Source organism: Ensifer adhaerens, from assembly GCF_001270265.1.
Lineage (GTDB): Bacteria > Pseudomonadota > Alphaproteobacteria > Rhizobiales > Rhizobiaceae > Ensifer > Ensifer adhaerens_B.
In genome coordinates this window covers 205,113-231,421 of record NZ_LGAP01000006.1, presented here as the reverse complement: position 1 = coordinate 231,421, position 26,309 = coordinate 205,113, and the positions used below count along the sequence as shown (strand labels likewise).

The 26,309-nt window shown below is 62.3% G+C and carries 25 protein-coding genes; 18 read left to right on the top strand and 7 right to left on the bottom strand.

The annotated features are described in order from the left end of the window. Positions 1–252: 252 nt before the first annotated feature. Positions 253–1,197 carry a LysR family transcriptional regulator gene (locus tag AC244_RS13520; RefSeq protein WP_053249336.1) on the bottom strand — a complete coding sequence of 315 codons (945 nt, stop codon included), beginning with the start codon at positions 1,195–1,197 and terminating at the stop codon, positions 253–255. Positions 1,198–1,434: 237 nt separating this feature from the next. On the opposite strand from AC244_RS13520, the gene AC244_RS13515 reads away from it, so the two are divergent. The 7 genes from AC244_RS13515 to AC244_RS13485 all read left to right on the top strand — a co-directional run bounded on the left by AC244_RS13515 (position 1,435) and on the right by AC244_RS13485 (position 8,878). Then, positions 1,435–2,640 carry an ABC transporter substrate-binding protein gene (locus tag AC244_RS13515; protein ID WP_053249358.1) on the top strand — a complete coding sequence of 402 codons (1,206 nt, stop codon included), beginning with the start codon at positions 1,435–1,437 and terminating at the stop codon, positions 2,638–2,640. 14 nt (positions 2,641–2,654) lie between these two features. Next, complete coding sequence (locus AC244_RS13510) at positions 2,655–3,437, top strand: ABC transporter ATP-binding protein (RefSeq protein ID WP_053249357.1); 783 nt, start codon at positions 2,655–2,657, stop codon at positions 3,435–3,437. Between the two features lies 1 nt (position 3,438). Then, on the top strand, positions 3,439–4,140 hold the full coding sequence (locus tag AC244_RS13505) for an ABC transporter ATP-binding protein (RefSeq protein ID WP_053249335.1): 702 nt from the start codon (positions 3,439–3,441) through the stop codon (positions 4,138–4,140). A 3-nt stretch (positions 4,141–4,143) separates the two neighbouring features. After that, positions 4,144–5,031, top strand: coding sequence for a branched-chain amino acid ABC transporter permease (locus tag AC244_RS13500; RefSeq protein WP_053249334.1), 888 nt, complete (start codon positions 4,144–4,146; stop codon positions 5,029–5,031). Position 5,032: 1 nt separating this feature from the next. Continuing rightward, positions 5,033–6,019, top strand: coding sequence for a branched-chain amino acid ABC transporter permease (locus tag AC244_RS13495; RefSeq protein WP_152975938.1), 987 nt, complete (start codon positions 5,033–5,035; stop codon positions 6,017–6,019). An 88-nt stretch (positions 6,020–6,107) separates the two neighbouring features. After that, a complete protein-coding gene (locus AC244_RS13490; protein WP_053249332.1) occupies positions 6,108–7,703 on the top strand; it encodes a GMC family oxidoreductase in 1,596 nt (531 codons plus the stop codon). Positions 7,704–7,843: 140 nt separating this feature from the next. Further along, positions 7,844–8,878 (top strand): Tim44 domain-containing protein, encoded by a 1,035-nt coding sequence (locus AC244_RS13485; protein ID WP_053249331.1) that lies wholly within the window; start codon positions 7,844–7,846, stop codon positions 8,876–8,878. 246 nt (positions 8,879–9,124) lie between these two features. On the opposite strand, the gene AC244_RS13480 is transcribed toward AC244_RS13485, so the two are convergent. Continuing rightward, the gene (locus tag AC244_RS13480) at positions 9,125–10,051 is read right to left on the bottom strand and encodes a LysR family transcriptional regulator (RefSeq protein WP_053249356.1); all 927 of its coding nucleotides are present in this window, start codon (positions 10,049–10,051) and stop codon (positions 9,125–9,127) included. An 89-nt stretch (positions 10,052–10,140) separates the two neighbouring features. Between AC244_RS13480 and AC244_RS13475 the strand changes: the two genes are divergently transcribed. The 9 genes from AC244_RS13475 (at position 10,141) to AC244_RS13435 (ending at position 19,403) form a co-directional block, all read left to right on the top strand. Further along, positions 10,141–10,629, top strand: a complete 489-nt coding sequence (locus AC244_RS13475; protein WP_053249330.1) for a DMT family transporter — start codon at positions 10,141–10,143, stop codon at positions 10,627–10,629. A gap of 263 nt (positions 10,630–10,892) precedes the next feature. After that, on the top strand, positions 10,893–12,074 hold the full coding sequence (locus tag AC244_RS13470; protein WP_053249329.1) for an MFS transporter: 1,182 nt from the start codon (positions 10,893–10,895) through the stop codon (positions 12,072–12,074). A 105-nt stretch (positions 12,075–12,179) separates the two neighbouring features. Further along, positions 12,180–13,658, top strand: a complete 1,479-nt coding sequence (locus tag AC244_RS13465; RefSeq protein ID WP_053249328.1) for an aldehyde dehydrogenase family protein — start codon at positions 12,180–12,182, stop codon at positions 13,656–13,658. Positions 13,659–13,792: 134 nt separating this feature from the next. Then, complete coding sequence (gene ppk2 / locus AC244_RS13460; RefSeq protein ID WP_053249327.1) at positions 13,793–14,713, top strand: polyphosphate kinase 2; 921 nt, start codon at positions 13,793–13,795, stop codon at positions 14,711–14,713. 112 nt (positions 14,714–14,825) lie between these two features. Beyond that, positions 14,826–15,668 carry a MurR/RpiR family transcriptional regulator gene (locus AC244_RS13455; protein WP_053249355.1) on the top strand — a complete coding sequence of 281 codons (843 nt, stop codon included), beginning with the start codon at positions 14,826–14,828 and terminating at the stop codon, positions 15,666–15,668. A gap of 327 nt (positions 15,669–15,995) precedes the next feature. Then, the gene (locus tag AC244_RS13450; RefSeq protein ID WP_053249326.1) at positions 15,996–17,459 is read left to right on the top strand and encodes an MFS transporter; all 1,464 of its coding nucleotides are present in this window, start codon (positions 15,996–15,998) and stop codon (positions 17,457–17,459) included. Beyond that, positions 17,456–18,115 (top strand): aspartate/glutamate racemase family protein, encoded by a 660-nt coding sequence (locus AC244_RS13445; protein WP_053249325.1) that lies wholly within the window; start codon positions 17,456–17,458, stop codon positions 18,113–18,115. Before AC244_RS13450 ends, AC244_RS13445 begins: the two co-directional genes overlap by 4 nt. Before the next feature lie 149 nt (positions 18,116–18,264). Continuing rightward, positions 18,265–18,855, top strand: a complete 591-nt coding sequence (locus tag AC244_RS13440) for an ankyrin repeat domain-containing protein (protein WP_053249324.1) — start codon at positions 18,265–18,267, stop codon at positions 18,853–18,855. 44 nt (positions 18,856–18,899) lie between these two features. After that, positions 18,900–19,403: a YHS domain-containing (seleno)protein gene (locus AC244_RS13435; protein WP_053249323.1), complete on the top strand. Its 504-nt coding sequence runs from the start codon at positions 18,900–18,902 to the stop codon at positions 19,401–19,403. A gap of 128 nt (positions 19,404–19,531) precedes the next feature. Here the strand turns inward: AC244_RS13435 and AC244_RS13430 are convergent, their stop codons facing one another. Further along, positions 19,532–21,748 carry an adenylate/guanylate cyclase domain-containing protein gene (locus AC244_RS13430; RefSeq protein ID WP_053249322.1) on the bottom strand — a complete coding sequence of 739 codons (2,217 nt, stop codon included), beginning with the start codon at positions 21,746–21,748 and terminating at the stop codon, positions 19,532–19,534. A gap of 231 nt (positions 21,749–21,979) precedes the next feature. On the opposite strand from AC244_RS13430, the gene AC244_RS13425 reads away from it, so the two are divergent. Together AC244_RS13425 and AC244_RS13420 are read left to right on the top strand one after the other, a co-directional pair. Then, positions 21,980–23,398, top strand: a complete 1,419-nt coding sequence (locus AC244_RS13425) for a DUF1254 domain-containing protein (protein WP_082366839.1) — start codon at positions 21,980–21,982, stop codon at positions 23,396–23,398. 17 nt (positions 23,399–23,415) lie between these two features. Then, on the top strand, positions 23,416–24,438 hold the full coding sequence (locus tag AC244_RS13420) for a DUF1254 domain-containing protein (RefSeq protein WP_202596072.1): 1,023 nt from the start codon (positions 23,416–23,418) through the stop codon (positions 24,436–24,438). 244 nt (positions 24,439–24,682) lie between these two features. Here the strand turns inward: AC244_RS13420 and AC244_RS13415 are convergent, their stop codons facing one another. From AC244_RS13415 to AC244_RS13400, 4 genes are all read right to left on the bottom strand, one after another. Continuing rightward, positions 24,683–24,907 carry a hypothetical protein gene (locus AC244_RS13415; RefSeq protein WP_053249320.1) on the bottom strand — a complete coding sequence of 75 codons (225 nt, stop codon included), beginning with the start codon at positions 24,905–24,907 and terminating at the stop codon, positions 24,683–24,685. A gap of 57 nt (positions 24,908–24,964) precedes the next feature. Further along, positions 24,965–25,201: a 30S ribosomal protein S21 gene (rpsU, locus tag AC244_RS13410; RefSeq protein ID WP_025424996.1), complete on the bottom strand. Its 237-nt coding sequence runs from the start codon at positions 25,199–25,201 to the stop codon at positions 24,965–24,967. Between the two features lie 57 nt (positions 25,202–25,258). After that, entirely contained in the window at positions 25,259–25,540 is a 282-nt protein-coding gene (locus tag AC244_RS13405; protein ID WP_053249319.1) for a hypothetical protein, read from the bottom strand. Between the two features lie 123 nt (positions 25,541–25,663). After that, a complete protein-coding gene (locus AC244_RS13400) occupies positions 25,664–25,873 on the bottom strand; it encodes a cold-shock protein (RefSeq protein WP_025424998.1) in 210 nt (69 codons plus the stop codon). Between the last annotated feature and the right edge of the window lie 436 nt (positions 25,874–26,309).

Here is a 26,309-nt window from a genome sequence, read left to right as displayed (position 1 = left end):
GATCGTCGTCGCCAGCAGCGCCGCCGCCCTCGTTCAGTGATCGGGCTTATAGACCCACCCCATCACACACGTCAACAGACAATTTCAAAAAACAACCAAGATCGGACAACCATCTGAAAATAAACACAAAATACAGACGGAACTTATCAACAGGGCGAAACAATCCCAAACCAACGCCCAAATCAGCGCCAAAATCGGCAAAAACAAAGGCGCGAACCGCGGAAATCGCACGAGGACCTGGCCAGCGGGCGATTATGGCTGAGGCGCCAGGCCAACGGGCGCGACCACCAACGGTCTCTCGCGGCTGAAACAGCCCCAGTTCTCCCGCACGATCTGCGTCAGAAACTCGCGCACCGCCCTCACCCGCGGCACGGCAACCAGATCGCGGTGACAGATCATCCAATAGGTCCGCTTCAGTTCGATCTCGTCGGGCAGCACGATCTCGATGTCCTTTTCCTCGCGCGCCATGAAATGCGGTAGCACGCAGAGGCCAAGCCCCTGCCGCACGGCCTTCAGCTGAGTGAGGATGCTGGAACTCTGGAAATGCGCCCGCAGGCCCGGCTGGATCTCGCCGAGATAATCGAGCCCGGGCGCAAAGATCATGTCTTCGATGTAACCGACGAAGCGATGGGCGGCGAGATCGTTGCGGCTCCGGATCGGAGGGTGGCTGGCAAGATAACTGCGCGCGCCATAGACATGCAACGTATAGGGCGTCAGCACCTCGGAATGATAGGGGCCGGCCTTTGGCGCCGTCAGCGCCACCGACAGATCCGCCTCCTTGCGCGATAGCGACATGATCTGCTGGATCGCCACCAGCTCCAGTGAGATGTTCGGATAGGTCGCGGCAAAGCTCGACAGCCGGTCCGACAGGAAGAAGTTGCCAAAACCTTCGAGCGTGCTCAGCCGCACGACGCCGCGCTGCGCCGTCAGGCCGTCGCTGATATCGAGCTGCAGCTGCTCGGTCTCGCGCTCGATGCGCTCGGCCGTCTCGACGAAGCGCTGGCCGATCGCCGTCAGCACGTAACCGCGCGGATTGCGCTCGAACAGCTTGACCTTGAGCGCAAATTCCAGCCGGTCGATGCGCCGGGAAACCGTCGCGTGACTGGTGCGCAGCCGCCTTGCGGCCGTCGACAGTTGCCCGGTGCGCGCCACCGCCAGAAAGAACTGCAAGTCGTCCCAGGTAAAGTTCGGATTCATGTCATCGCCCCCATCTGTTCGAAAATGAACAGACCCTGTTTGCAATTTACGGTCCGTGCCGCTTGCGTCCAAGCGATTTTTTCCGGATTGTACCGTCGGAGCCAGCATCTGAGGAGCATGTCTGGCCAAATTTGAACAGAACGGGACCGACGGTCCGGCAACGCCATGCGCCTTGCCGGAGCCGAGCGCGATTTTGCGCGAGACACTCCCCGCCTGAAGCCTTTGGAGGAGGACAAGATGACGAAGAAACTGCTCACCGCATTCGCAATGATGCTTGCCAGCAGCACCGCGGCACTCGCCGACGCATCCGACGGCAGGGTCAAGATCGGCATTCTCAACGACCAGTCCGGCGTCTACGCCGATTTCGGCGGCAAGTCCTCCTATGAAGCCGCGCTGATGGCGGTCGAGGACTTCGGCGGCAAGGTTCTGGGCGTTCCGGTGGAAGTGATCACCGCCGACCACCAGAACAAGGCCGACATCGCCTCCAACATCGCCCGTCAGTGGTACGACACCGAGCAGGTCGACAGCATCATGGAGCTGACGAGCTCCTCGGTCGGCCTCGCCGTCCAGGCGCTGTCGAAGGAAAAGAAGAAGATCACCATCAATACCGGCGCTGCCACCACCGAACTGACCGGCAAGCAGTGCTCGCCCTATGGTTTCCACTGGGCCTATGACACGCATGCACTTGCTGTCGGCACCGGCGGCGCGCTCGTCAAGCAGGGCGGCGACAGCTGGTTCTTCCTGACCGCCGACTACGCCTTCGGCTACTCGCTCGAGGAAAACACCGGCAACTACGTCAAGGAAAACGGCGGTACCGTCGTCGGCTCCGTCCGCCATCCGCTGGCGACCACCGACTTCTCGTCCTTCCTGCTGCAGGCGCAGTCTTCGGGGGCCAAGGTCATCGGCCTTGCCAATGCCGGCCTCGATACTTCCAACGCCATCAAGCAGGCAGCCGAATTCGGCATCGTCCAGGGCGGCCAACGTCTGGCGGCGCTGCTGTTCACGCTCGCGGAAGTCCACGGCCTCGGCCTCGAAGCGGCACAGGGGCTGACGCTGACCGAAGGCTTCTACTGGAACCGCAACGAGGAAACGGCAAAGTTCGGCAAGCGCTTCATGGAGCGCACCGGCAAGATGCCGAACATGGTTCACGCCGGCACCTACTCCGCCGTGCTTTCCTATCTGAAGGCGATCGAAAAGGCCGGCAGCGATGACGGCGACGCCGTCGCCAAGGAACTGCATGCGCTGCCCGTCAACGACATCTTTGCCGAAAACGGCAAGGTCGCCGAGAACGGCCGCATGGTCCACGACATGTATCTGCTGGAAGTGAAGAAGCCGGACGAAAGCAAGGAGCCCTGGGACTATTTCAAGGTGCTCGCCACCATTCCGGGTGCCGAAGCCTTCATCGACCCGGCCAAGAGCGGCTGCGAACTCGTAAAATCGTGAGCGGTCGGATCGCGATGACCGCTGCCTTGTCAGAACAGAATGGAGCGCCGCGGGTGGTTTTGTCCGCCCGCGGTCTCCGTCGCGATTTCGGCGGCTTCACCGCCGTCAACAACGTCAATCTCGACGTCCACCATGCCCGCGTGCATGCGCTGATCGGCCCGAACGGCGCCGGCAAGACGACGGTCTTCAACCTGCTGACCAAGTTCCTGCAGCCGACCGACGGCACGATCACGCTGCTGGGCGAAGACATCACCCGCATGGCGCCCGACAAGGTGGCGCGCATGGGCCTGGTGCGCTCGTTCCAGATCTCGGCGGTATTTCCGCACATGAGCGTGCTCGACAATGTGCGCGTGGCGCTGCAACGGCCGAATGGCCTTGCGACCCAGTTCTGGAAGCCGATGGCGGCCCTCGACGGGCTGACGGCCAAGGCCGATCAGCTGATCCGCTCCGTCGGCCTCGACAAGGAGCGTAACGCGATTGCCGCCGACCTTTCCTACGGTCGCAAGCGGGTGCTGGAGATCGCCACGACGCTGGCGCTCGACCCGAAGGTCCTGCTGCTCGATGAGCCGATGGCTGGCATGGGCCACGAGGATGTCGGCATGGTCGCGGAGATCATCCGCGAGGTGGCACGCGAGCGCGCCGTGCTGATGGTCGAGCACAATCTCTCCGTCGTCTCGACGCTTTGCCATCACGTCACCGTGCTGCAGCGTGGAGAGATCCTCGCCGAGGGCGACTATGCAAAAGTGTCGGCCGATCCGCGGGTGCGCACCGCCTACATGGGCACCGAGGAGGCCTGAGATGAAACCGCTTCTAAGAGTCTCCGGCCTCAACGCCTGGTACGGCGAAAGCCACATCCTGCATGGCGTCGACATGACGGTCGGCGAAGGCGAGATGGTCACCCTGCTCGGGCGCAACGGCGTCGGTAAGACCACCACCCTGCGCTCGATCATGGGCATCGTGCGCAATCGCAAGGGTCAGATCGATTTTGCCGGCGAGGATCTGATCAAGGTGCCGCTGCACCGGGTCGCCCATCGCGGCCTCGGCTTCATCCCCGAGGAGCGCGGCATCTTCTCGACGCTCTCGGTCTACGAAAACCTGCTGCTGCCGCCGGCCGTCGCCAAGGGCGGCATGACGGTCGACGAAATTTTCGAGCTTTTTCCCAATCTGCACGAGCGCCGCAACAGCCCGGGCACCAAGCTTTCCGGCGGCGAGCAGCAGATGCTGGCGATCGCCCGGATCCTCAGAACCGGCGTGCGCATGATGCTACTCGACGAGCCGACCGAGGGCCTTGCCCCGGTCATCGTTCAGCGCATCGGCGACGTGCTCAAGACATTGAAGGAGCGCGGCATGACCGTTCTTCTGGTCGAGCAGAACTTCCGCTTCGCCAGCAAGGTTGCCGACCGTTTCTACCTGATGGATCATGGCCGCATGGTCGGCGAGTTTCCGGTTTCGGAACTCTCCGCCCGCATGGACATGCTGCATGACGTGCTGGGGGTCTGAGCCATGACCATGATTTTTGGAATTCCGCTGCAAGCCTTCCTCGGGCAACTGCTGATCGGCCTGATCAACGGCTCGTTCTATGCCCTCTTGAGCCTCGGTCTTGCGATCATCTTCGGCCTGCTGCGCGTCATCAACTTCGCCCACGGCGCGCAATACATGCTCGGCGCCTTCTTCGCCTGGATGCTGCTGTCCTATTTCGGCATCGGCTACTGGTCGGCGCTGATCGTCGCGCCGCTTGCCGTCGGGCTTGTCGGCGCCGCCATCGAGCGCACGATGTTGCGGCGGCTCTATTCGCTCGATCCGCTCTACGGCCTGCTCTTCACCTTCGGCCTGGCGCTGACGATCGAAGGCACGTTCCGCTATCTCTACGGCGCATCCGGCCAGCCCTATGCCACGCCGGCAGCGCTTGCCGGCGGCACCAATCTCGGCTTTATGTTCCTGCCGGTCTATCGCGGCTGGGTGATCGCCTTCTCTCTCGTCGTCTGCATCGGCACCTGGCTGATCATCGAAAAGACCAAGCTCGGCTCCTATCTGCGCGCCGCCACCGAAAATCCGATCCTCGTCCAGTCCTTCGGCATCAACGTGCCGTTCCTGCTGACGCTGACCTATGCCTTGGGAGCAGCACTCGCCGCCCTTGCCGGCGTGCTTGCGGCGCCGATCTACCAGGTCTCGCCGCTGATGGGGTCGAACATCATCATCGTCGTCTTCGCCGTGGTGGTCGTCGGCGGCATGGGCTCGATCATGGGGGCGATCGTCACCGGCTACCTGCTTGGCGTCGCCGAGGGGTTGACCAAGGTCTTCTACCCCGAAGCCTCCAACATCGTGATCTTCGTGATCATGGCGATCGTTCTCCTGATACGGCCAGCAGGCCTCTTCGGCCGGGATGTTTGATATGACACTGACACTCGATATCGATAAGCCCAGGGAAAAGAAGCCGGTCGTCGCGCAGACGATCTTCCTGGCGGCGGGTCTTGCCCTGCTCGTGCTCGCGCCGCTGTTCTTCTACCCCGTGTTCCTGATGAAGCTCTTGTGCTTCGCGCTGTTTGCCTGCGCCTTCAACCTGCTGCTCGGTTACACCGGCCTCTTGTCCTTCGGACATGCGGCCTTCTTCGGCGGAGCCGCCTATTTCACCGCGCATGCGGTGAAGGAATGGGGGCTGCCGCCGGAACTCGGCATTCTGGTCGGCGTCGCCGGGGCTGCGTTCCTCGGCGCAATCATCGGTTATCTCGCCATCCGCAGGCAGGGCATCTATTTCGCCATGATCACGCTGGCGCTGGCGCAGATGTTCTATTTCTTCTGCCTGCAGGCCGAGTTCACCCAGGGCGAGGACGGCATCCAGTCCGTGCCGCGCGGCCATCTCTTCGGCTTCATCGATCTCAGCCAGTCGACGAACATGTATTACTTCGTGCTCGGCGTCTTCATCATCGGCGTCGCGATCATCTGGCGGATCATTCATTCGCCCTTCGGCATGATCCTGAAATCGATCCGTGAGAACGAGACGCGCGCCGTGTCGCTCGGCTACTCCGTGCGCAACTACAAGCTTGCCGCCTTCGTCATGTCGGCGGCGCTGACCGGCCTTGCCGGCGGCGTCAAGGCGCTGGTGTTCCAGTTCGCAACGCTGACCGACGTCAGCTGGCAGATGTCGGGCGAGGTCATCCTGATGACGCTGCTCGGCGGCATCGGCACGCTGATCGGTCCACTGTTCGGCGCCGGTCTCGTCGTGACCTTGCAGAATTACCTCGCGACCTCCGAATTCCCGGTCACCATCATCACCGGCCTGGTGTTCATGGTCTGCGTGCTGCTTTTCCGGCGCGGAATCGTCGGCGAGTTCTACAATTCGCGCCTCGGCCGCAAGCTCGGTTTCGAACATCGACACTAGACCGCTACCTCTCGGGCATCCCCTGGAGAAAGAGCATAGCCCGGTCCCGCTTTCGGCCGGACCGGGTATCGACAAGAAGAGAAAGCCTATGGACACGTTCGACTACATTGTCGTCGGAGCGGGTAGCGCCGGCTGCGTTCTGGCCAACCGCCTTTCCGAAAACCCGGATCACCGCGTTCTGCTGCTCGAAGCCGGCGGCAGCGACAATTATCACTGGATCCACATTCCGGTCGGCTATCTCTATTGCATCAACAACCCCCGCACCGACTGGTGTTTCACCACCGCCACTGAGGAGGGTCTGAACGGCCGCGCGCTCGGCTATCCCCGCGGCAAGGTGCTCGGCGGCTGCTCGTCGATCAACGGCATGATCTACATGCGCGGCCAGGCGCGAGACTACGATCATTGGCGCCAGTTGGGGTGCACTGGCTGGGGCTGGGATGACGTCCTGCCGCTTTTCCGCAAGTCGGAAGACCACTATCGCGGCGCCGACGACATGCATGGCGCAGGCGGCGAGTGGCGGGTGGAGAAGGCACGTGTTCGCTGGGCGGTGCTTGATGCCTTTCAGAAGGCAGCGACCGAGGCCGGCATTCCGGAAACGCCCGATTTCAACCGCGGCAACAATGAAGGGTCGGGCTATTTCGACGTCAACCAACGCTCCGGCATCAGGTGGAACACGGCAAAGGCGTTTCTGCGACCCGCGCGCAGCCGGCGTAATCTCACCATTCTGACCAAGGCGCATGTCCGGCGGCTGGTGATTGAGGAAGGTCGTATCGCCGGCGTCGAATTCCAGCACGACGGCACAGCCAAGCGTGCGCGCTGTCGCCGCGAAACCATTCTTTCTGCCGGCGCCATCGGCTCGCCGCAGATATTGGAGCTTTCCGGTATCGGTCGTGGTGATGTGCTGAGGGACAATGGTATCGAGGTCCGGCACGAGGTCGCGGGTGTCGGCGAAAATCTGCAGGATCATCTGCAATTGCGCCTCGCCTACAAGGTCACCGGGGTGCCGACACTGAACGAGAAGGCGAGCACGCTCCTTGGCAAGGCGGCGATCGGTCTCGAATATCTGGCAAGACGCTCTGGCCCAATGGCCATGGCGCCGAGCCAGCTCGGCATCTTCACCCGTTCCGGCCCCGAGAAGGAGACGCCGGATCTGCAGTATCACGTCCAGCCCGTGACGCTCGAAAAGTTCGGCGAGCCGGTCCATCCCTTCCCGGCGATTACCGCCAGCGTCTGCAATCTGCGGCCGGAAAGCCGGGGTTCGGTGCATCTCAAGGGGCCGGATTTCGCCGCAGCACCCGACATTCGCCCGCGCTATCTGACGGCTGAGGCAGACCGCGATGTCGCGGTCCGCTCCATCCGCCTGACCCGCCGCATCGTCAACCAGCCATCCTTCGCCCGCTTCAACCCGACCGAGTTCAAGCCGGGGCCGTCCTATGAGAGTGACGAGGATCTGCGCCGCGCCGCCGGTGATATCGGCACGACGATCTTCCATCCGGTCGGTACGTGCCGCATGGGCGCCGACCCCGAAAGCGTCGTCGATCCTGAATTGCGATTGCGCGGGCTGCAGGGCTTGAGGGTTGCCGATGCCTCGATCATGCCGACGATCACCTCAGGCAACACCAATTCGCCGACGATCATGATCGCCGAGAAAGCGGCGGCGATGATCCTCTCGGCCAACCGCTGATCGCCGAATCACATCGTTTCGCCGCCGGGATTACGGTAAACTGACCAAAATGCGACGCCGAAACCTTAAAATCCGAGACTGAAACCTCTATATGCAGCCATGAAGGCCCTTCGCGGGTCCAAGCACATAAAGGGGTTTGAATGGCAATGCAGCGTTTTGGACGAGCTTTGGCGATGATGGCGATCGGTCTCACCGTCGCGCTCTCGGTTGTGGATGTCGCCGAGGCCCGGCGCTCCGGCGGCGGCTTCGGTAGCCGCGGCACGCGCACCTTTTCGCAGCCGCCCGTCACCCGCACCGCGCCGACAAACGCGGCACCGATCGACCGCACGATGACGCCGCGCCAGGACGCCGGCCCGACGACGACCAATCCAGGCGCAGCCCAAACGCGCCCCAACGGCGCCAACACGCCCAATGCACGACCCGGCTTCTTCAGCGGCTTCGGCGGCTCGCTTCTCGGCGGCCTCATGGTCGGCGGCCTGATCGGCATGCTGATGGGTGGCGGCTTCGGCGGCGCTGCCGGCTTCCTCGGCCTGATCGTGCAGATGCTGCTGATCGGTGGTGTGATCATGCTGGCGATGCGCTTCTTCGGCCGCAACCGCCAGCCGGCCTATGCGCCATCGGGCATGTCGCCGCGTTCGTCGGCTCAGTCGCCGTCGGCCGGCGCTCCGTCGTTCAAGATCCCGAGCATCGGCGGTGGCCAAGCGAATGCGCGCCCGACCGTCGCGCCGACATCGGCCCCCGTCACCGATGGCCCGGCCGACGAAATCGGCGTTGGCCAGCCGGACCTCGAACAGTTCGAGAAGATGCTGAAGGACGTTCAGGCAGCCTATGCGGCCGAGGATTACGGCACCCTGCGTCGCCTGACGACACCGGAAGCCATGTCCTATCTCGCCGAAGAACTCAGCGACAACGCCACCAGCGGCGTCAAGAACGACGTCACCGACGTCCACCTCGTCCAGGGTGATGTCGCCGAAGCCTGGTCGGAAGACGGTACGGACTACGCGACCGTCGCCATGCGCTACGAGAGCATCGACGTGATGCGCGATCGGTCGACCGGCCGCGTCGTCAGCGGCGATCCGGACAATCTGACCGAGGCCGTCGAGCTCTGGACGTTCGTACGCAAGGCTGGCGGCGAGTGGCAGGTCTCGGCGATCCAGGGCGTCGGGCACGCCTGATAGCGCCAGAAAGCTAAACCTTTGAGACCCGGCCGGCCCATCCGACCGGGTCTTTTTTTGCGCTTCCGCCACCACCCGATTACACCGGCCCGACAGGGTGAAGCGCAGGTTCATTTGGCTCGCACAACGACGGAGGCGAGTGCCGCTGCGTCATCAGGCCCCAGAGCATTTCCAGGAAAAGTGCGAAGCGGTTTTCCGTCAGGGAATGCGTAAAAACAAGGAGATAGAGCGTTTCCGCGACTCCGTCTAAACCGGAAGCGCTCTAGCCGGTTCCTGATCGTTGAGAAGGCACGCGATGAGCGCCCGAAGCCAGCGATGACCCGGATCGCCTTCGCGGCGCCGGTGCCAGATCTGCTCGAAGTCGAACAGCGGAATGACAAAGGGCGGCTCGAAGACGACGAGCCCGTCGCCATCTGCCTGCGGAAGGATGCGACGCGCCACGGTCAGGACGAGATCCGTGCCGCGCACCAGGCCGGGCGCGACGCTCCAGTGCGGAACCGCAAGGCAGATGCGGCGCGTGTTTCCAGTCGCTGCCAGCGCCAGATCGATTTCGTTGCTGACATCGCCGCGCAACGACACCAGCACATGCGGCCGGGCGAGATATTCGGCAAGATCCAGGGCCGGCGATCCGCCAAGCTGCGACGCGTCTGCAAGGCAGGCAAAGCTTTCCCTGAAGAGCAGCGATGATCGGATGCCTTCGCCGTGCGTCGGGAACACGCCCAGCGCCAGATCGATCTCTCCGTCGGTCACCTGCGACGCCATGACTTCACGGCTCGCCTGGTTGACGATCAGATCGACATGCGGCGCCTCGACCCGCAGGGTCGCCATCAGCGTCGGCAGCAGCACCGCCGCACCATAGTCCGACATCGCCACTCGGAACACATGTCGCTCCGTTGCAGGGTCGAAACCTACCGGCGTTAGCAGCGACCGCATCCGACCCATTGCTTCGGCAAGCCGCGGCGCGATTTCGAGTGCCCGTATGGTCGGCTCCAACCGTCCGCCATGCCGCACCAGCAGGGGATCATTGAAGAGATCGCGCAAGCGGGCCAGCGCATGGCTGACCGCAGGCTGGCTCTTGTTCAGACGCACTGCAGCGCGCGAGACATGGCGCTCGGCCAACAGCGCATCGAGCACGACAAGCAGGTTCAGATCGATTCCAGCGAGATTATTCATCTTGCGAATATAGGTCGTGCAAACTGCGAATTTCCATTCTTGATTTGAATGATTGACCATAAGGCCGTCAAACAGATCGGAATATCGTCATGCCAAATGCTGGATCACTCCTCCTCATCCTCGCCGCGGTCTTCGCCGGGGCGTTGGTGCCGCTCCAGGCCGGCGCCAACGCCATGCTTGGCCGTCTGATCGGTCATCCCTTGTGGGCGACCGTCGCTTCGCTCGGCGTCAGCCTCGCCCTCATCATCCCCATCATGATCGCCTTTCGCGTGCCGATGCCGAGCCCCGGCGAGACACTGAAGGGTCCGTGGTGGATCTGGATCGGCGGCGCAGCCGGCGTCATCTACATCACTGCTGCCCTGCTTCTCGCCCCAAAACTCGGCGCCGCCAGTTTCATTGTTGCGGTGATCGCCGGACAGATGGCGGTCTCGATGGTCATCGATCACTTCGGCCTGATGGGCTTCGCGGAAAAGCCGGTGAGCGTCGCCCGCCTCGTCGGCGTCGCGCTGATCGTCTGCGGCATGGTGATCACCCAGATCGCAAGCACCATGCCGGCACTGGCAAGCCAGGGCCAGTGACCATGCGCACCTCCCCACCACAATTCTTGTCCCTGGTGCCGCAGGCATGGTAACAAGCATCCATGTCGACCGAACCACACCTGATGGCGTGACGAGCCCCGCAAGGCGGGGCTTGCAGCAGCGAGCCCAAAGTCGCCCGTGGTTCACGGGCTGGTCTCCATTGATTCGATTGACCTCTTTCTCCTAGGTTCGTGGCACGGCCCAATCGCAGGCCGGTGCGATGGTGGGGAACGCGAGGCAATCGACTGCCATTCGGTCTCGTCATGAAATCGCCATCCCTTTGGAAATCGGCCGCCTTCCGGCGCGTCGGATTCGCTCTTACCTTTTATTCCTTCTGCTCGTGGATGCTGGTCGCAGCACTGCCGCTTCTCGTCGCGCAGCGGTTCGGCACCGGCGCGGAACTTGTCGGCAGCCTCGCGCTGCGGCTCGCGCCGCGCATCCTGTTTGCCCCCGTGGCCGCCGGCCTGATCCGGCGCTTTGGCCCTCGGCTCCCCGTTTGCGCCGGGCTGATCGTGACGACGTTGTGCCTCGGCACGCTCCAGGTCGTGGTCCTGGCGATCGGCCTTGCAGACACCCTTGTTGTCTCGGGCCTGTTGGCGCTGCGCGCCGCCGCGGTGCCCGCTGGCCGCAACATAGAAGCCAACACGACGTTTCAGACGATCGATCGGCTTGCCAAGATCTTCGGCCCGCCGGCGGCCGGGCTGTTGCTGACCGTCACATCGGCTCCTGCTGCCTTCCTTGCGCTTGCCAGCGGCCATCTCGTGGCGGCGATCGTCCTTGGCCACGGTGTTGGGGAACCGGGGCAAACGCGGCCCAGACCGGGGCCAGCCACTAAATCCGGCCTCCTCCGCGAAACCGCAGCGACCATGCGAGAGAACCCGCTGCTGTGGGCGCTCGTCCTGCCCGCTCTCGGCTACATGATTTCGCTCGGCGCGCTGCAGCCCTTCCTGTTCTGGCTCAACCACGACCAGTTCGGGCTTGGCGCCGCGATGTGGACCATGCTGCTCGCAGCGCAAGGAACGGGCGCCGTCATCGGCGCGCTCGTGTCGAACCGCCTGGCGAAAATTTTGGTCGACGCACAGCCGCTGCTGACCGCCTATCTCGTCGCAAGCCTTTTGGAAGGCGTGACGACGCTCGCGCTGGTCTTTGCCCCGACCCACACATTGGCAACGGTGATGCTGATCATCGGCGGCATACCGGAGATGGTCGCCTTTGCCGCCTATTTCACGCTTATCCAGCAAAGGCTGAGCCTTGAACGTCAGGCTATTTTCTATGCGCTGAGCCTGCCCTTGATGGATCTGTTCATGGTGGCGGGCGTCCTGACCGGCACGCTGCACAGCGGCGGCTGGATGACGCTTCGACAGTTCTGGTTCGTTGCCAGTGCCGGCGCGATCCTTCCCGTTCTTCCGTTCCTCGCGTGGAGGCCTCTGAGCCGAAGAACGTAAGGGCCTCAGCGAAAAGCGAGATGGCCCAGAAAAAGTATGGCCGGCGGCTGGCGCGACCGCCATCGCTGGGGCCATACTCTCCCGGGCTGAAATGAGGGGACAGGCATGCGGGATAAGTTATTCATTGACGGCAAATGGGAAAACCCCCGCCGCGGCGGAACGCTCGACGTGATCGATCCGGCGACGGAGGAGGTCATCCACCGCGCACCGGCAGCCACCTATGACGATATCGATCGCGCCGTCAAAGCCGCCCGCATTGCGTTTGACAGTGGCCCGTGGCCGAAGCTCTCCGGCACCGAACGGGCCGTCTATCTCCGGGCGATTGCCGAGAAGATCGAGGAAAGGCGGCACTCGCTGGCGCGTCTCGAAGTCACCGACAACGGCAAGCCGCTGCCGGAAGCACTTTGGGATATCGACGATGCCGCCGGATGCTTTCGCTACTATGCCGGGCTTGCCGAGGAACTCGACGCCAAGCCCGAGGAAACGATCGCCGTCGGCGACAACCGCTTCACCGCCCGCGCCATTCGCGAACCGCTCGGTGTCGTCGGCGCAATCACGCCGTGGAACTATCCGCTGCTGATGGTCTCCTGGAAGGTCGCACCGGCGCTTGCCGCCGGCTGCACCATGGTGCTGAAACCGTCCGAGCTGACGCCGCTGACCGCCCTGGAACTCGGCGCAATCGCCGAGGAGATCGAGCTCCCGCCCGGCGTGCTCAACATAGTCACCGGCACCGGCCAGGATGCCGGCCAGCCATTGACCGAGCACCCGCTGGTCGACAAGCTCGCCTTTACCGGGTCGGTGCCAACCGGGCGAAAGGTGATGATGGCCGGCGCCCAGGACATCAAGAATGTCAGCCTCGAACTCGGCGGCAAGTCACCCTTCGTGGTCTTCGCCGACAGTGATATCGACAAAGCCGTCGAATGGATCATGTTCGGCATCTTCTGGAACCAGGGGCAGGTCTGCTCGGCAACCTCGCGCGTGCTCATCGAGGAGCCGATCTACGATGCCGTCGTCAAAAGGCTCTGCGAAGAAGCGGCCAAGATTACCATCGGCAACGGCCTCGACGAGGGCACGCTGCTCGGGCCGATCGTCTCCAAGGGACAATATGACAAGATCCAGACCGCGATCGACCGTGCCCGCCAGGACGGCGCGACCATCGCGGCGGGCGGCGGCAGGCCGGCCGGTTTCAACAGCGGCTATTTCATCGAGCCGACCGTGCTGACCGACATGAGCGAAGACAGCTATGTCTGGCGCGAGGAGATTTTTGGCCCCGTCGTCTGCGTCAAGCCGTTCGTGGACGAGGTCGATGCGGTGCGCATGGCCAACGACAGCCGCTTCGGGCTTGCCGCGGCGGTCATGTCCGCCGACAAGCAGCGCTGCGAGCGCGTCGCCCGCGCCTTGCGCGCCGGCATCGTCTGGGTCAACTGCTCGCAACCGACCTTCCCCGAAGCGCCCTGGGGCGGCTACAAGCAGTCGGGCATCGGCCGCGAGCTCGGTCGCTGGGGCCTTTCCAACTATCTCGAGACGAAGCAGATCACCAGCTTCGATGCCGACGAGCCTTGGGGCTGGTACATCAAGGCGTAGAGGCAGCCCAGCAAAGGCGCCGGCCGCAAAGGACGGCGTCAAATTCCTTTCATGCGGCTATGGAATAAGCCAGGTGACGGTAGCATCATGCCGCGGGGCTGCCGCATAGCGCGCTTGTGCGCTGGAGGGATGCGATGAACAGATCAAATGGCGACTTCGACGGGCAGGACTGGCTGGAGGCGGAACTCGCCGACACGCTCGACGAAGACTACGAGCTTGAGCTTTCCGAGCCGGCGCTTTCGGAAGAGATCCGCAAGATCTACCGCAAGAGCCACCCGCCGTCGCTTCCGCGCATCGACTATTTTCGCGCCCTGATCGCGCTGCAGTCCGAGTTGATCAAGCTTCAGGACTGGGTCGTCCACCACAAGGAAAAGGTCGTGGTGATCTTCGAGGGGCGCGATTCGGCCGGCAAGGGCGGCGTGATCAAACGCATCACCCAGCGTCTCAATCCGCGTGTCGTCAGGGTCGCGGCTCTGCCCGCCCCGTCGGACCGTGAAAAGACCCAATGGTATTTCCAGCGCTACGTGCCGCATCTGCCGGCCGGCGGCGAGATCGTGCTGTTCGACCGCTCCTGGTACAATCGCTCCGGCGTCGAGCGCGTCATGGGTTTTGCCAGCGAGGACCAGGTCGAGCAGTTCTTCAATGACGTGCCGGAATTCGAGCGCATGCTCGTGCGCTCCGGCATCCGGCTGGTCAAGTACTGGTTCTCGATCACCGACGAGGAACAGCAGATGCGCTTCCTGGTGCGCATCCACGATCCGCTGAAGCAGTGGAAGCTGTCGCCGATGGACCTGCAATCGCGCGTGCGCTGGGAGGCCTATACCAAGGCCAAGGAAGAGACCTTCGCCAGAACCAACATCCCCGAAGCGCCGTGGCACATCGTCGAGGGCAACGACAAGAAGCGGGCGCGGCTGAACTGTATGGATCACCTGCTGCAACAGATCCCTTATGAGGACGTGCCGCACGAGGAGATCACCCTTCCGGAACGGGTCTTCAACCCCGATTACGAGCGCAAGGTCCTGCCCCCCGAGCTCTACGTACCATCAAAGTATTGACCACGACCCTGGCACAACGGGGCGCAAGGCCGGCGCTTTCGGGCCCTGCGCTCTTGCCAAGGTGACGCGGAAATCGGACAGTCCGTGAAACGACAGTTTCATGGAATTGGCAATGAGTCCCAAAGAGCGATCCTTCCTCACCCGCGTTCGTCAGGTCCTGCCGGAGCTCCATCCGGCAGAGCGGCGCCTTGGCGACTTTCTCTGCGACTTCCCCGGCGAAGTCGCCAGCTATTCCGCCCAGGAACTGGCAGCTCTGGCGCATGTGTCGAAGGCCACCGTGTCGCGTTTTATCCAGCGGCTTGGCTATGAGAATTACGAGGAGGCGCGCCGCCATGCGCGCGCCGACAAGCAGACGGGATCGCGCCTCTTCCTGGCAACAAGCGCCGATACGGCGGGCGAGCAGTCCGTCACCGCCCATGTGGCGCAAGGGGTCGCCAATATCGAAGCGACGTTTCTTGCCATATCGGAAACCCAGATCAACACCGCGTCTGCAGCCCTGTTGAAGGCGCGCAAGGTCTGGGTCATCGGCTTTCGCGCCAGCCATTCCTTCGCCACCTATCTGCAATGGCAGTTGACCCAGGTGATCGAGAACATCTCGGCCATTCCCGGTGGCGGCCAGACGCTCGGCGAACATCTCGTCAGCTTCACGCCCGACGACGTGGTCATCGTTTTCGGTCTGCGCCGCCGCATCGCGCTGATGGACGCGCTCCTCAACCAGGTGGAAAAATCCGGCGCCCGCCTGCTCTACATCACCGACGAAGGCGTGCCTTTCCTCAGCCAGGCGGAATGGCATTTCCGGTGCCAGACGCTGGCGCCGGGGCCGCTCTTCAACCACGTCTCCGTCATGGCCCTCTGCCATCTCTTGACGACGCGTTGCATCGAAACCGCCGGTGTGAGCGGCCGCAACCGCCTGCGCGGCATCGAAGCGTTGAACGACGCGCTCGAAGAACTGTGACCGTTGTTTGGGCATCTGCCTGAAACGGCAGTGCATTATTCGATCACAAGAAATCACAGTTTCAAGCGGCGGTTACAGACCGACCTTGGCCCATATATCTGATTACAAAAGAGAAAATATGGTTTCTCTTACCTTGGCATGAAACCTGCATTCCTCAATGGCGTTGTTTCGAAGATGAATTGTACTGGGCGGCAACAGTGCCCGTCAGGCGCAAAACATTCGGTTCGCCCGGTTCAAAGCAAAATTTCAGTATGAAACTGTGATTTCTTGATGTAGCATCATGAAACTAAGTTTTCACGCCAGTTAAGCCATAAAGGGGAACAAACCATGGCAGCGGAAAATATGGTGCCGTCCGGCAAATCTTCGCCGGTCATTCGACAGTTGGAATCAGCCTTCACCAAGATCGGCGTCACCGGCGCCCACAAGCAGATCATCGCGCTCGTTCTGATCGGCTGCCTGTTCGACAGTTTCGAGCAGAACACCATCGGCGTCGCCGGCCCCATCCTGAAGGAACATTGGGGCCTGACCGGCACCGACATCGGCTTCCTCAACACCATCACCTTCGGCAGCGCCGCCATCGGCCGGTTGCTGTCGGGCATTCTCGGCGATCGCTACGGCCGCCGCGTCATGCTGACGATCAACCTTCTGCTTTTCACCATCGGTTCGGCCGCCTGCGCGCTCGCGCCGAATTTCGCGGCGCTGTGCTTTGCCCGCGCCATTGTCGGCTTCGGCGTCGGCGGTGAAATCTCCACAGCGGTGACGATGCTGTCGGAATTCTGCTCGCCGAAATTCCGCGGCACGGCGGCCGGCCTCGTCAATGTCGGCGCCGGCGGTTTCGGCAACTTCCTCGCCCCCGCCTTCGGCCTTTTGATCTTCACGCTGTTCCCGGGAGAAAACAGCTGGCGCTGGTTGTTTGCCGCATTGGCCCTGCCCGCGCTGCTCGTGGTCTTCTATCGCCGTTTCGTGCCGGAGACGCCACGATTCCTTGCCTCGCAGGGAAAGATCGATGAGGCCAACAAGGTGCTGTCGATCCTCGCGTCCGGTTCGCTGCGGCCGCGCAACCTGAAGGTCGAGGAATACCTGACCAAGGACCATCTCCAGGACGAAGCGCCTGCGAAGAGTGACTGGAAAGAGCTTTTCCGGGCACCGTTCATCGGCCGGACCATTCCCGTCGCGATCGCCATCCTGATGAGCTACGGCGCGCAGCTGTCGGTGCTGACCCTGATGCCGATCATCTTCGTGTCGATGGGCTACACGCTGCAGGGCAGCCTGCTCTACAGCATGATCATCCAGAGCGGCAGCGTGCTCGGCGCCATCGCCGCCTCGATGTTCGGTTATTATTTCCCGCGCAAGAAGGTGCTGACGCTCGGTGCGGTCTTCGCCTGCCTAGCGGCGGTTTCGATCGCCTATCTCGGCACCAACATCTACCTCGTCTTGATGTTCGGAGCGATCTTCCAGTTTTTCGTGCTCTTGCTCAACACCTCGATCTGGATCTACGCACCGGAGCTCTTCCCGACACGCATTCGTGCCTTCGGCGTCGCACTCATCCTGGCGACGGGATCGGCAGCGGGCTCCTTCGTGCCGACGATCTCCGGCATGCTGTTCGATACCTACGGCATGGTCGGCGTCTTTGGTCTCGCAGCCGGCATGTACGCGGTCTTCGCATTCTGCATCCAGCTCGGGCCTGAGACCTATGGCATGTCGATGGAAGATCTGGACCAGCCGGCGGACGCCGACCTCGCCAAGGCTGAACCGAACAAGATCAATGTCGGCGTGGAAGTCAGAACGTGACCGCACATATCCTGTTGATCAACCCGAACAGCTCGCATGCAACAAGCAGCATGATGCTCGCCATCGCTGAGCGGGCTGTAACCGGACGCTTGGCCGTGGCAATCGCCACGGCCAAGCGGAACCCGCCGATGATCGTCACGCCGGAGCAACTGACGGCTGCGGCTGACGAAGTTATCGAGATCGGCACGGCTCACGACGACGGTTGCCTCGGCATCATCGTCAGCGCCTTCGGCGACCCGGGCCTTGCCGCCCTTAAGGCGCGGGTCGACATCCCCGTCGTCGGCATCTGCGAGGCATCGATGATCGAAGCCGCACGAAACGGTCGCAAGTTCGGCGTCGCAACCACGACGCCGGATCTGATCGAGGCAATCGACGAGCGCGCCCACGACCTCGGCCTTGCCGGCCAATACACCGGCATCCGTTGCACGCCCGGTGATCCGCTCGCGCTTGCCGGCGATGAAAAGCGGCTGCGGGAACAGCTCGGCGAAGCGGTGCGGCACTGCATCGAGCTGGATGGCGCTGAAGCCGTCATCATCGGCGGCGGCCCGCTCGGCCAGGCGGCCGAACAATTGCAGCCGCATTTCACCACGCCGATTATCGCCCCCATCCCCTGCGCGGTGGAGCGCGTGCTCGACCTGATGCGGGTCAACGCCTGACCCGCAATTTCTGCGCGCTGCATCTGCCTGCAGCATCAGGCAACGCCCCCGCCGCGCCTGGGCCGTATTGACCTTGTTGACGGCAAGGACTCTGTGATATTTTCGAATGTCCTTACATGCAGAGCCGAAGCTGGGGCGGAGGTGGCGCGATGAACTGTCTTTGTGCTTCGGTCGCTGGGCTGGCGTTTTTCACCTCGGCGGCATTTGCGGGTCCCTTGCATGACGCAGCAAGAGACGGCGACATCAAGCGCGTCACACAGTTGCTGGATCAGGGAACCGACATCACCGAGCCGGATACGGCCGGCGAGCCGGCGTTGTTGGTCGCATCGCTTGCCGGACGGCCCGATGTGGTCGCCCTGCTGCTCGATCGCGGCTGCGACATCGAGATCCGCAACAAAGGCGGGCTGACCGCCCTGCACGCCGCCGCCTATGGCGGCAATCTCGACATCGTCAAGCTGCTCGTCGCCAAGGGCGCCGACGTCAACGACACCAAGAACTTCTACCATATGTCGCCTCTGCATGCCGCCGCCGAGGAGGGCCATGCCGATGTCGTGGCTCTACTGCTTACTCAAAAAGCCGAGATCGAGGCGAAGGAACGCAATGGCTACACGCCGCTGACGCAGGCAGGCTGGCGCTCGCACTGGGACGCAGCCGAGCTTCTGCTGAAGGCGGGCGCCACCTGCCAGAAGGCCGACCTTGTCGGCGACTGGCTCTATGCCGAATGCACGAAGCGGAAGTGACGCCAGAGGGCGCGCCTCCCGCATCCGGAAATCGGAGAAAAGGAATGTCCTACCATCGATACGCATGCGCCGTCGGCGTCGCGGCGACCGCCTTTCTGGCACTGTCCGCGCCGGCAATGGCCGAGGACCTCGTCAACACGGGCTATTTCGGCGATGTCGCGATCAAGGGCTACGACCCGGTCGCCTATTTCACCGAAAGCAAGGCTCTCGAAGGCTCGCCGCAATATTCCTACCGCTGGCTCGGGGCGAACTGGCAGTTTGCCAGCGCCGAGAACCGTGAGCTTTTCATCCGCGAACCCACCCGCTATGCGCCGCAATATGGCGGTTACTGCGCCGACGGCGTCTCTTTCGGAACGGTGACCACCAACATCGACCCGAAGGCCTGGCGCATCATCGAGGGCAAGTTGTTCCTGAGCTATGATCCGGGAGCCGCGGAAGGTTTTGAGAAGAACCCGAACAAGTTGGTCGATTCCAAGAAGCACTGGTCCGAAGTGGAGAACACGCTCATTTCGGAAAAGCTCGGCACCACCTGGCAGAAGGCGCGCTAAAGCATTTCCAGGAAAAGTGCGAAGCGGTTTTCCGTCAGGGAATGCGTCAAAACAAAGAGATAGAGCGTTTCTGCGCCTCCGTTTAAACCGGCAACGCCCTAAGACGCCTGGTCCTCACGGCATAGCCGTCACCGCTCGATCGAGAAGAATTTCAACGCCTGCGGCGTCACGTGGATGAAGTCGGCGCCGCGCTCGCCCTTGGCCGTATTGCGGTAGACGCAGCCGCAAACCATGCGGTCGAGAAAATAGCCGCTGAATTTCTCGCAGAGCTGGTTGCCCTTCACCTCGGCGCGGCCGGTGATGTTCGTGTTGGCGCTACGATAGGCCGTATTGCCGGCCTTGTCGAAGAACTGGACGAAGCTGGTTCCATTCTTATGCCGGCCGTTCCAGGTCTTGTCACTGGTGAGCGCGCCGAGTTCGGCAGGCCCAAGCCGGTCGGCCGCAGCCCCGACGAAACCGAAGGGCCACTCCGGAATGCCGGCCGTGCGAAGGCCGTGCAGGTGGCGGTTCAGATCCTCCTCGCGCCAGTAATCATAGAGATAGCTGTAGTAGGTAAGGTTGGTGTCGGGAAAGAGCTGAAGCAGCTTCGTGCCTTCCGCCACCGCTCGCGCCCGGTCGCCGCGCTGGGCATAGGCTGATGCCAGATACTCCCGTGCGGGTTCTGCATTGGGCAAGGCCTCGCCGGCTGCTTCGATCAGCGGGATCGCTCGGTCGTTGTCCCGTGCGGTGTAATAAACGATGCCCGCCAGCAGCCGAGAACTCGGGGATGGCGACGGATCGAGCCTCAATGCCCGTTCCAGATCGGCGATCGCCTGTTGGTGTTCACCGGTCTGCGCGAGGATCAGCGCCAGATTGGCAAAGGCCTCGGCATCGCTCGGCTGCGCTCGGACGGCCCTGGCGGCAGATTCCCGCGCCTCCGTTTCGCGGCCGTCGACGAGCTGCAGCAATGCCAGCACCGTGTGGGCGCGCGCATTGTTGCCGTCGAGCTTCAGCGCCTGGCCCGCAGCGTCATAGGCGATCTTGCGGGCCACTGCCGCCGACCAGAGATAATTGTAGTCGTTGCGCCAAACGTCGACGGCCACGCGCGCTATCCCCGCATGGGCATCGGCGAAGCGCGGGTCGAGATCGATCGCCTTTTGATAGAAGGCCAGCGTCTGGCGATAGGTATCGACGTCGCTGTAGACGAGCCCCTGCTGCTCGGCCCGCATGTAATAATCATAGGCCTCGAGGTTGTCGGTCGGGATGCGCGCCAGCTGGTCGCGCTCGCCTTCGCTGAGCTTGACCTCGAGCGCCGCGATGATCTTGCCAATGACATCGTCCTGGACCGCGAAGAGATCGGCATATTGCCGGTCGTAGCGCTCCGCCCAGAGGGACAGACCGCTCATCGCATCGATCAGCTTGACGTTGATGCGCAGGCGCTGATCGGCACGCTGCAGCGTTCCCTCGAGAATGTAGTGAACCCCGAGTTCCGCTGCCACGTCTTGGATCTTCGAGGCGTTGTCCTTCATTGCGAACACCGAGTGACGGGCGATGACGAACAGGCCGGACACTTTCGAAAGCTCGGTGATGAGGTCGTCGGTCAACCCTTCGGCCAGATGGTCGTGGTCCCGATCGCCGCTGACATTGATGAACGGAAGGACGGCGACGGAGGGCTGGTCGGGCAGCGGATAGGCAAAGCGCTCGGTCGGCGTCTCCGGCAGGATAAGCGTCCACGGCTGCCACCATGCGGCGGCAAGTGCGAGGGCCAGCATCACGGCGCCGGCAATGAGTATCCTCCTTCGCGCGGCACGCTGCTTCGCGTCCTTGGCGATCGTCTTGCCGGCATCGGTCGGATCGAGCAGCACGCGGTAGACGCGGATCGGCTCGGCCATGCCCCTGACCGTCTGCTCGCCGAGCGAGGCAAAACCGACGCCAAGCTTCCAACGGACCTGGTCATAGGCCGTGCCCGATATCGCGATGCCGCCCGGCTCGGCGAGCCCCTGCACCCGATCGGCGGTGTTGACGCCATCGCCGTGAATGTCGTCGCCTTCGACGATGATGTCGCCGAGGTTGATGCCGATGCGGAAATCGAGCCGCCGATCGGCCGCGACCTTGTCGACCTGTTCGGACTTGCGCTGCTGGATCTCCACCGCACAGCGAAGCGCGTCGACGACGCTGCGGAACTCCACCAGCAGCCCGTCGCCCATCGTCTTGACCAGCCGGCCGTGGTGTTCGGCAAACTGCGGTTCCAGAATGTCGTGCAGGTCGCTCTGGAATTTGGCGCGCGTTCCCTCCTCGTCGAGCCGGCTCAGGCGACTGTATCCGGCGACGTCGGCGATCAGGACAGCTGCTAGTCGGCGCTCCATCGACGGTCTCTCAACGTGCGATGTATTGCAGCAACGATGTTACCGCAGCTCACCAGGGGACGCCATCGCGCCGACGGTGAACGGCAACAGCGCCGTCGTAACAGTTACGTACTTGTGGTTTCCGGCTTTTCACGCACGATCGAAGAATTGCTGGCCGCAGCTTTGCGCATGCGTCGGATTGTCCGCCGGCCCGTCTGCTGAACACACGCGTTCCACCCGGAGGATTTTGCCATGCTCAGACGACGGACCCTTCTGATCTACGGCGCGCTTGCTGCCACGCTCCCCCATATGGCAAGCCTGCCCGCCATCGCAGCCGATGCCGCCCTTACATCAGATGAAGCACGGGCGATCGCCAAGGAGGCGACGATCTACGGCTTTCCGTTGGTCGACAATTATCGCGTGCAGCACTCCTATTTCGTCGATGCCGGCGGCCCGGAGTTCAAGGCGCCCTGGAACGAACTCGTCAACAATGCACGGGTCTATACGCCTGATGATAAGGCGATCCAGACGCCGAACTCCGACACGCCCTATTCCTATGTCGGCGCCGATCTCAGGGCCGAGCCGTTGGTGTTCACGGTACCGGCGATCGAGAAGGAGCGTTACTACTCGCTGCAATTCATCGACCTCTACACCTTCAACTTCGCCTATGTCGGCAGCCGCGCCACAGGCAACGAGGCAGGCAGCTACCTGCTGGCCGGGCCGAACTGGAAAGGCGAGACACCGCCCGGGATCAAATCGGTGATCCGCTCGGAAACGGAGTTCGCCTTCGTGCTTTACCGCACGCAGCTCTTCAATCCCGGCGATATCGAAAACGTCAAGAAGATCCAGGCCGGCTACAAGGTCGAGCCGTTGTCGAAGTTCCTCGGCCAACCCGCCACGGCACCCGCACCCGCCGTCGACTTCATCGCCCCCTTGAGTGCGGCCGACGAAAGAACCTCCCCCGATTTCTTCAAGGAGCTCAACTTCATTCTGCAGTTCTGCCCGACCGATCCTTCGGAAACGGAGCTGATGGCCCGCTTCGCCGAGCTGAACATCGGTGCCGGCAAGACATTCGACCTGCAGGCCTTCACGCCGGATATCCAGAAGGCAATCACCGATGGCATGGCCGATGCCTGGGCAGCCTTTAAGGAACACAAGGAAACCATGATCGATACCGGCAAGGCTTCGAGCGCCGACAGCTTCGGCACGCGGGCATTCCTGAAGAACGACTACATGCAGCGCATGTCGGGCGCGGTGCTCGGCATCTACGGCAACTCGAAGGAAGAGGCGCTCTATCCCGCCTATTTCATCGACGACCAGAAAAAGCCGCTCTCTGGCGCCGACAAATACACCCTGCGCCTCGCACCTGGACAACTACCGCCGGTCAACGCCTTCTGGTCGCTTACCCTCTACGAGCTGCCTTCCAGCCTGCTCTACGCCAATCCGCTCAACCGCTACCTCATCAACTCGCCGATGCTGCCCGACCTGAAGAAGGACGCCGACGGCGGCCTGACGCTCTATATCCAGAACGAAAGCCCCGGTCCCGACAGGGAGGCCAACTGGCTGCCGGCCCCCACGGGCCCGTTCTTCATGGCGATGCGCCTCTACTGGCCGAAACCCGATGCGCTCGACGGTAAATGGAAAGCGCCGCCACTGAAAGCCGCCATATAAGCAAAAGGATGCGCAGCATGAGCACGTTTCGAACCACCCTTCTGGCCACGATCCTTGCCGCGATCGGCACGATACCGGCCAAGGCCGCAGATCCCGTCATCGTCGGCGTCGACAATTTCATCCGCGCCGAGAGCGACATGTATGCCGCCGCGATGATCAAGGCCGGTGAACTCGGCAAACTTCTGCACCGCCGCGAACCGGCCTCGATCGACAACCAGACCGTCATCCGCCTCAACCGCGACACGCTTTATTCATCGGCGGTGTTCGACCTTGACGCCGGTCCGGTGACCATCACCATGCCGGACGCCGGAAAACGCTTCATGTCGATGCAGGTGATCAACGAGGACCACTACGTGCCGCAGGTAACCTATGATGCCGGCGAGCACACGCTGACGAAGGAGGGTGTCGGCACGCGCTACGTTGTCGTGGGTATCCGCACGCTCGTCGATCCGGCTGACGCCAAGGATATCGAAGCGGTCCACACCTTGCAGGATGCGATCAAGGTCAGCCAGAAGAGCGTTGGCAGCTTCGAGGTCCCCGCCTGGGATCCGGCGAGCCAGAAGACGGTGCGCGAAGCCCTGCTTGTCCTGAGCTCCACCATGCCGGACTTCAAGAAGGCCTTCGGCACCAAGGACGAGGTCGACCCCGTTCGCCACCTCATCGGCACGGCCTCGGCCTGGGGCGGAAATCCGGACAAGGATGCGACCTATCTCAACATCACACCGGCGAAGAACGATGGCGCGACCGTCTATAAGCTCGATGTGAAGGATGTTCCGGTCGATGCGTTCTGGTCGGTCAGCGTCTACAATGCGGCGGGATATTACGAGAAGAACCAGTACGACGCCTACACCATCAACGACATCACCGCAAAGAAGGGCGACGATGGCACGGTTTCCATCCAGTTCGGCGGTTGCGACGGCAAGATAGCCAATTGCCTGCCGACGACGAAGGGCTGGAACTACACCGTGCGCCTCTATCGGCCGCGGCAGGAAATACTGGATGGAACCTGGCAGTTTCCGGAGCCGAGCGCGGTCAACTAGCCGCCTTCGGAATCAGGAGCCGGAACAATGCCTGGCCGCGCATCGAGTGGGAAGCGCGGCAGGCAGATGATTTATCAATGCGGCTATTGATACGCTTGCCTGGCCGGCAGACCGTGCCAGCGCCTGGAGCATTTCCAGGAAAACTGCCAAGCGGTTTTCCGCCAGGAAATGCGTAAAAGGAAGATGGAGCGTTTCTGCGAGTCCGTCTAAACCGCAACCGCTCTGTGTTGGCCTATGAGCTCAGTCAGGCGCTCGTGCGCTTGCGTGCCGGCTGGCGCTTCGGCGCCGGGGCCACGGGTTCGGCGTCAGCCTCTTGCAGGAGCCGCAGAGCCTTGAGCTTCTCGGTCTTCTTCTCACGCGCGAGCTTTTCGGCCGCGACGATACCGCGGGCCGTATGATCGGTCGCGGCGGCCTTGTCGCTTGCCGACAGCCGCTCGGGCTTGAAAAGATCTTTCTTCGTCGACGTCATGCGTACCTCCTCGCTCGGGCGTGGACCGATGCCGAAATCGGCATCGGTGCCTCAGATTTAGCGGGTGCGGACGGCCTTCTTCGGCGCCGGCAGCAGGCCTTCGCGCTGAAGCTTCTTGCGCGCGAGCTTGCGCTGGCGACGAACGGCTTCGGCCTTTTCGCGAACGCGCTTTTCCGACGGCTTCTCATAGGCGCTGCGCGCCTTGAATTCGCGGAACAGTCCCTCGCGCTGCATCTTCTTCTTCAGAATGCGGAGTGCCTGGTCGACGTTGTTGTCTCTGACGAGTACCTGCAAGATGTATCCTTCCCTTTGGTTGGTGGCCGCACATCGGCGGACCGAAATTGGCTTAAGCTATCTTCCGATCCGGATGCGCGACGGTTTCAGCCAGGGCTCACCCTTGGCAATGCGCGACGGTCCCTCTTTGATGGGAGAGGCCGCCTCAGTAGTCTCGACGTCGCTTGCAACGATGCGACGTTCAAAGTTCTCGCCGTCGAAACGGACGCGATATTGGGTCTCGCCGTGGTCGGCGGGCAGAACACCGATGATCCGGCACGTCCTGACGGCGGGTGCCAGCTTGGTGAAATCGGCCCTTACGGTCACCGTGTCGCCAACGGCACAAACTCTGCGGGTCATGATGGTTTCCTTCCCCGGAATGTGCAGGGTCCGGACGCAAAAAGGCCGGGCTTCACCCGACCTCTCCCCGTCAATCAAACGTCCCCAGCCAGTACATCCGTGGTCGGGGGAGGCAGATGACGATCATTCCGCCCGGAGATTGTCGGCAGAGTTCTTGCCGGTCTTGCGGTCGCGGACGATGTCGTAGGTGACCTTCTGGCCTTCCGCGAGGGAGCCCATGCCTGCACGCTCCACAGCGGAAACATGAACGAACACGTCGGTCGTGCCGTCATCCGGCTGGATGAAGCCAAAACCCTTGGTGCCATTGAACCACTTTACGGTGCCTGAATTCATAACGATCTCCTTTCAATCGTTGATTTCGCTCGACGGGTATTCGCCGAGCCGTGTCGATGTTGAGAGGAAATCTGACAACGCTTTTCAGCGCTTTGACAAAGGTCGCAAGCAATATTCGATTGCACCCATATAATTCTTTTTTCGGGATTTTCAATGTTTCATTTGGAAAACGACCCGAAATGCAACGGCACAGCCGAAAAACAACGTTGAATCACGTTCGCTTCGATTGGAATCCTTCCGGAATTTCCATCCCATTATTTTTGAACGTCTCAAGAAATATATTGGCGACGCCGACCATAAACGACGAATACAGAGCAATAGACCAGTTCAGCGAAGCATAGAGACTCTAAGAATTTGGCAAGTGCCGGCATCAGCAACCGATCAACGCAATTTTATCTTGGCTTCAGGCAAGTGGGAAAGACGATTTCGCCCCGTA

Bases quoted from the DNA above. Each gene is read 5' to 3' on its own strand.
- AC244_RS13520 (WP_053249336.1), bottom strand. From the start codon at position 1,197: ATGAATCCGAACTTTACCTGGGACGACTTGCAGTTCTTTCTGGCGGTG.
- AC244_RS13515 (WP_053249358.1), top strand. From the start codon at position 1,435: ATGACGAAGAAACTGCTCACCGCATTCGCAATGATGCTTGCCAGCAGC.
- AC244_RS13510 (WP_053249357.1), top strand. From the start codon at position 2,655: ATGACCGCTGCCTTGTCAGAACAGAATGGAGCGCCGCGGGTGGTTTTG.
- AC244_RS13505 (WP_053249335.1), top strand. From the start codon at position 3,439: ATGAAACCGCTTCTAAGAGTCTCCGGCCTCAACGCCTGGTACGGCGAA.
- AC244_RS13500 (WP_053249334.1), top strand. From the start codon at position 4,144: ATGACCATGATTTTTGGAATTCCGCTGCAAGCCTTCCTCGGGCAACTG.
- AC244_RS13495 (WP_152975938.1), top strand. From the start codon at position 5,033: ATGACACTGACACTCGATATCGATAAGCCCAGGGAAAAGAAGCCGGTC.
- AC244_RS13490 (WP_053249332.1), top strand. From the start codon at position 6,108: ATGGACACGTTCGACTACATTGTCGTCGGAGCGGGTAGCGCCGGCTGC.
- AC244_RS13485 (WP_053249331.1), top strand. From the start codon at position 7,844: ATGGCAATGCAGCGTTTTGGACGAGCTTTGGCGATGATGGCGATCGGT.
- AC244_RS13480 (WP_053249356.1), bottom strand. From the start codon at position 10,051: ATGAATAATCTCGCTGGAATCGATCTGAACCTGCTTGTCGTGCTCGAT.
- AC244_RS13475 (WP_053249330.1), top strand. From the start codon at position 10,141: ATGCCAAATGCTGGATCACTCCTCCTCATCCTCGCCGCGGTCTTCGCC.
- AC244_RS13470 (WP_053249329.1), top strand. From the start codon at position 10,893: ATGAAATCGCCATCCCTTTGGAAATCGGCCGCCTTCCGGCGCGTCGGA.
- AC244_RS13465 (WP_053249328.1), top strand. From the start codon at position 12,180: ATGCGGGATAAGTTATTCATTGACGGCAAATGGGAAAACCCCCGCCGC.
- ppk2 (WP_053249327.1), top strand. From the start codon at position 13,793: ATGAACAGATCAAATGGCGACTTCGACGGGCAGGACTGGCTGGAGGCG.
- AC244_RS13455 (WP_053249355.1), top strand. From the start codon at position 14,826: ATGAGTCCCAAAGAGCGATCCTTCCTCACCCGCGTTCGTCAGGTCCTG.
- AC244_RS13450 (WP_053249326.1), top strand. From the start codon at position 15,996: ATGGCAGCGGAAAATATGGTGCCGTCCGGCAAATCTTCGCCGGTCATT.
- AC244_RS13440 (WP_053249324.1), top strand. From the start codon at position 18,265: ATGAACTGTCTTTGTGCTTCGGTCGCTGGGCTGGCGTTTTTCACCTCG.
- AC244_RS13435 (WP_053249323.1), top strand. From the start codon at position 18,900: ATGTCCTACCATCGATACGCATGCGCCGTCGGCGTCGCGGCGACCGCC.
- AC244_RS13430 (WP_053249322.1), bottom strand. From the start codon at position 21,748: ATGGAGCGCCGACTAGCAGCTGTCCTGATCGCCGACGTCGCCGGATAC.
- AC244_RS13425 (WP_082366839.1), top strand. From the start codon at position 21,980: ATGCTCAGACGACGGACCCTTCTGATCTACGGCGCGCTTGCTGCCACG.
- AC244_RS13420 (WP_202596072.1), top strand. From the start codon at position 23,416: ATGAGCACGTTTCGAACCACCCTTCTGGCCACGATCCTTGCCGCGATC.
- AC244_RS13415 (WP_053249320.1), bottom strand. From the start codon at position 24,907: ATGACGTCGACGAAGAAAGATCTTTTCAAGCCCGAGCGGCTGTCGGCA.
- AC244_RS13405 (WP_053249319.1), bottom strand. From the start codon at position 25,540: ATGACCCGCAGAGTTTGTGCCGTTGGCGACACGGTGACCGTAAGGGCC.
- AC244_RS13400 (WP_025424998.1), bottom strand. From the start codon at position 25,873: ATGAATTCAGGCACCGTAAAGTGGTTCAATGGCACCAAGGGTTTTGGC.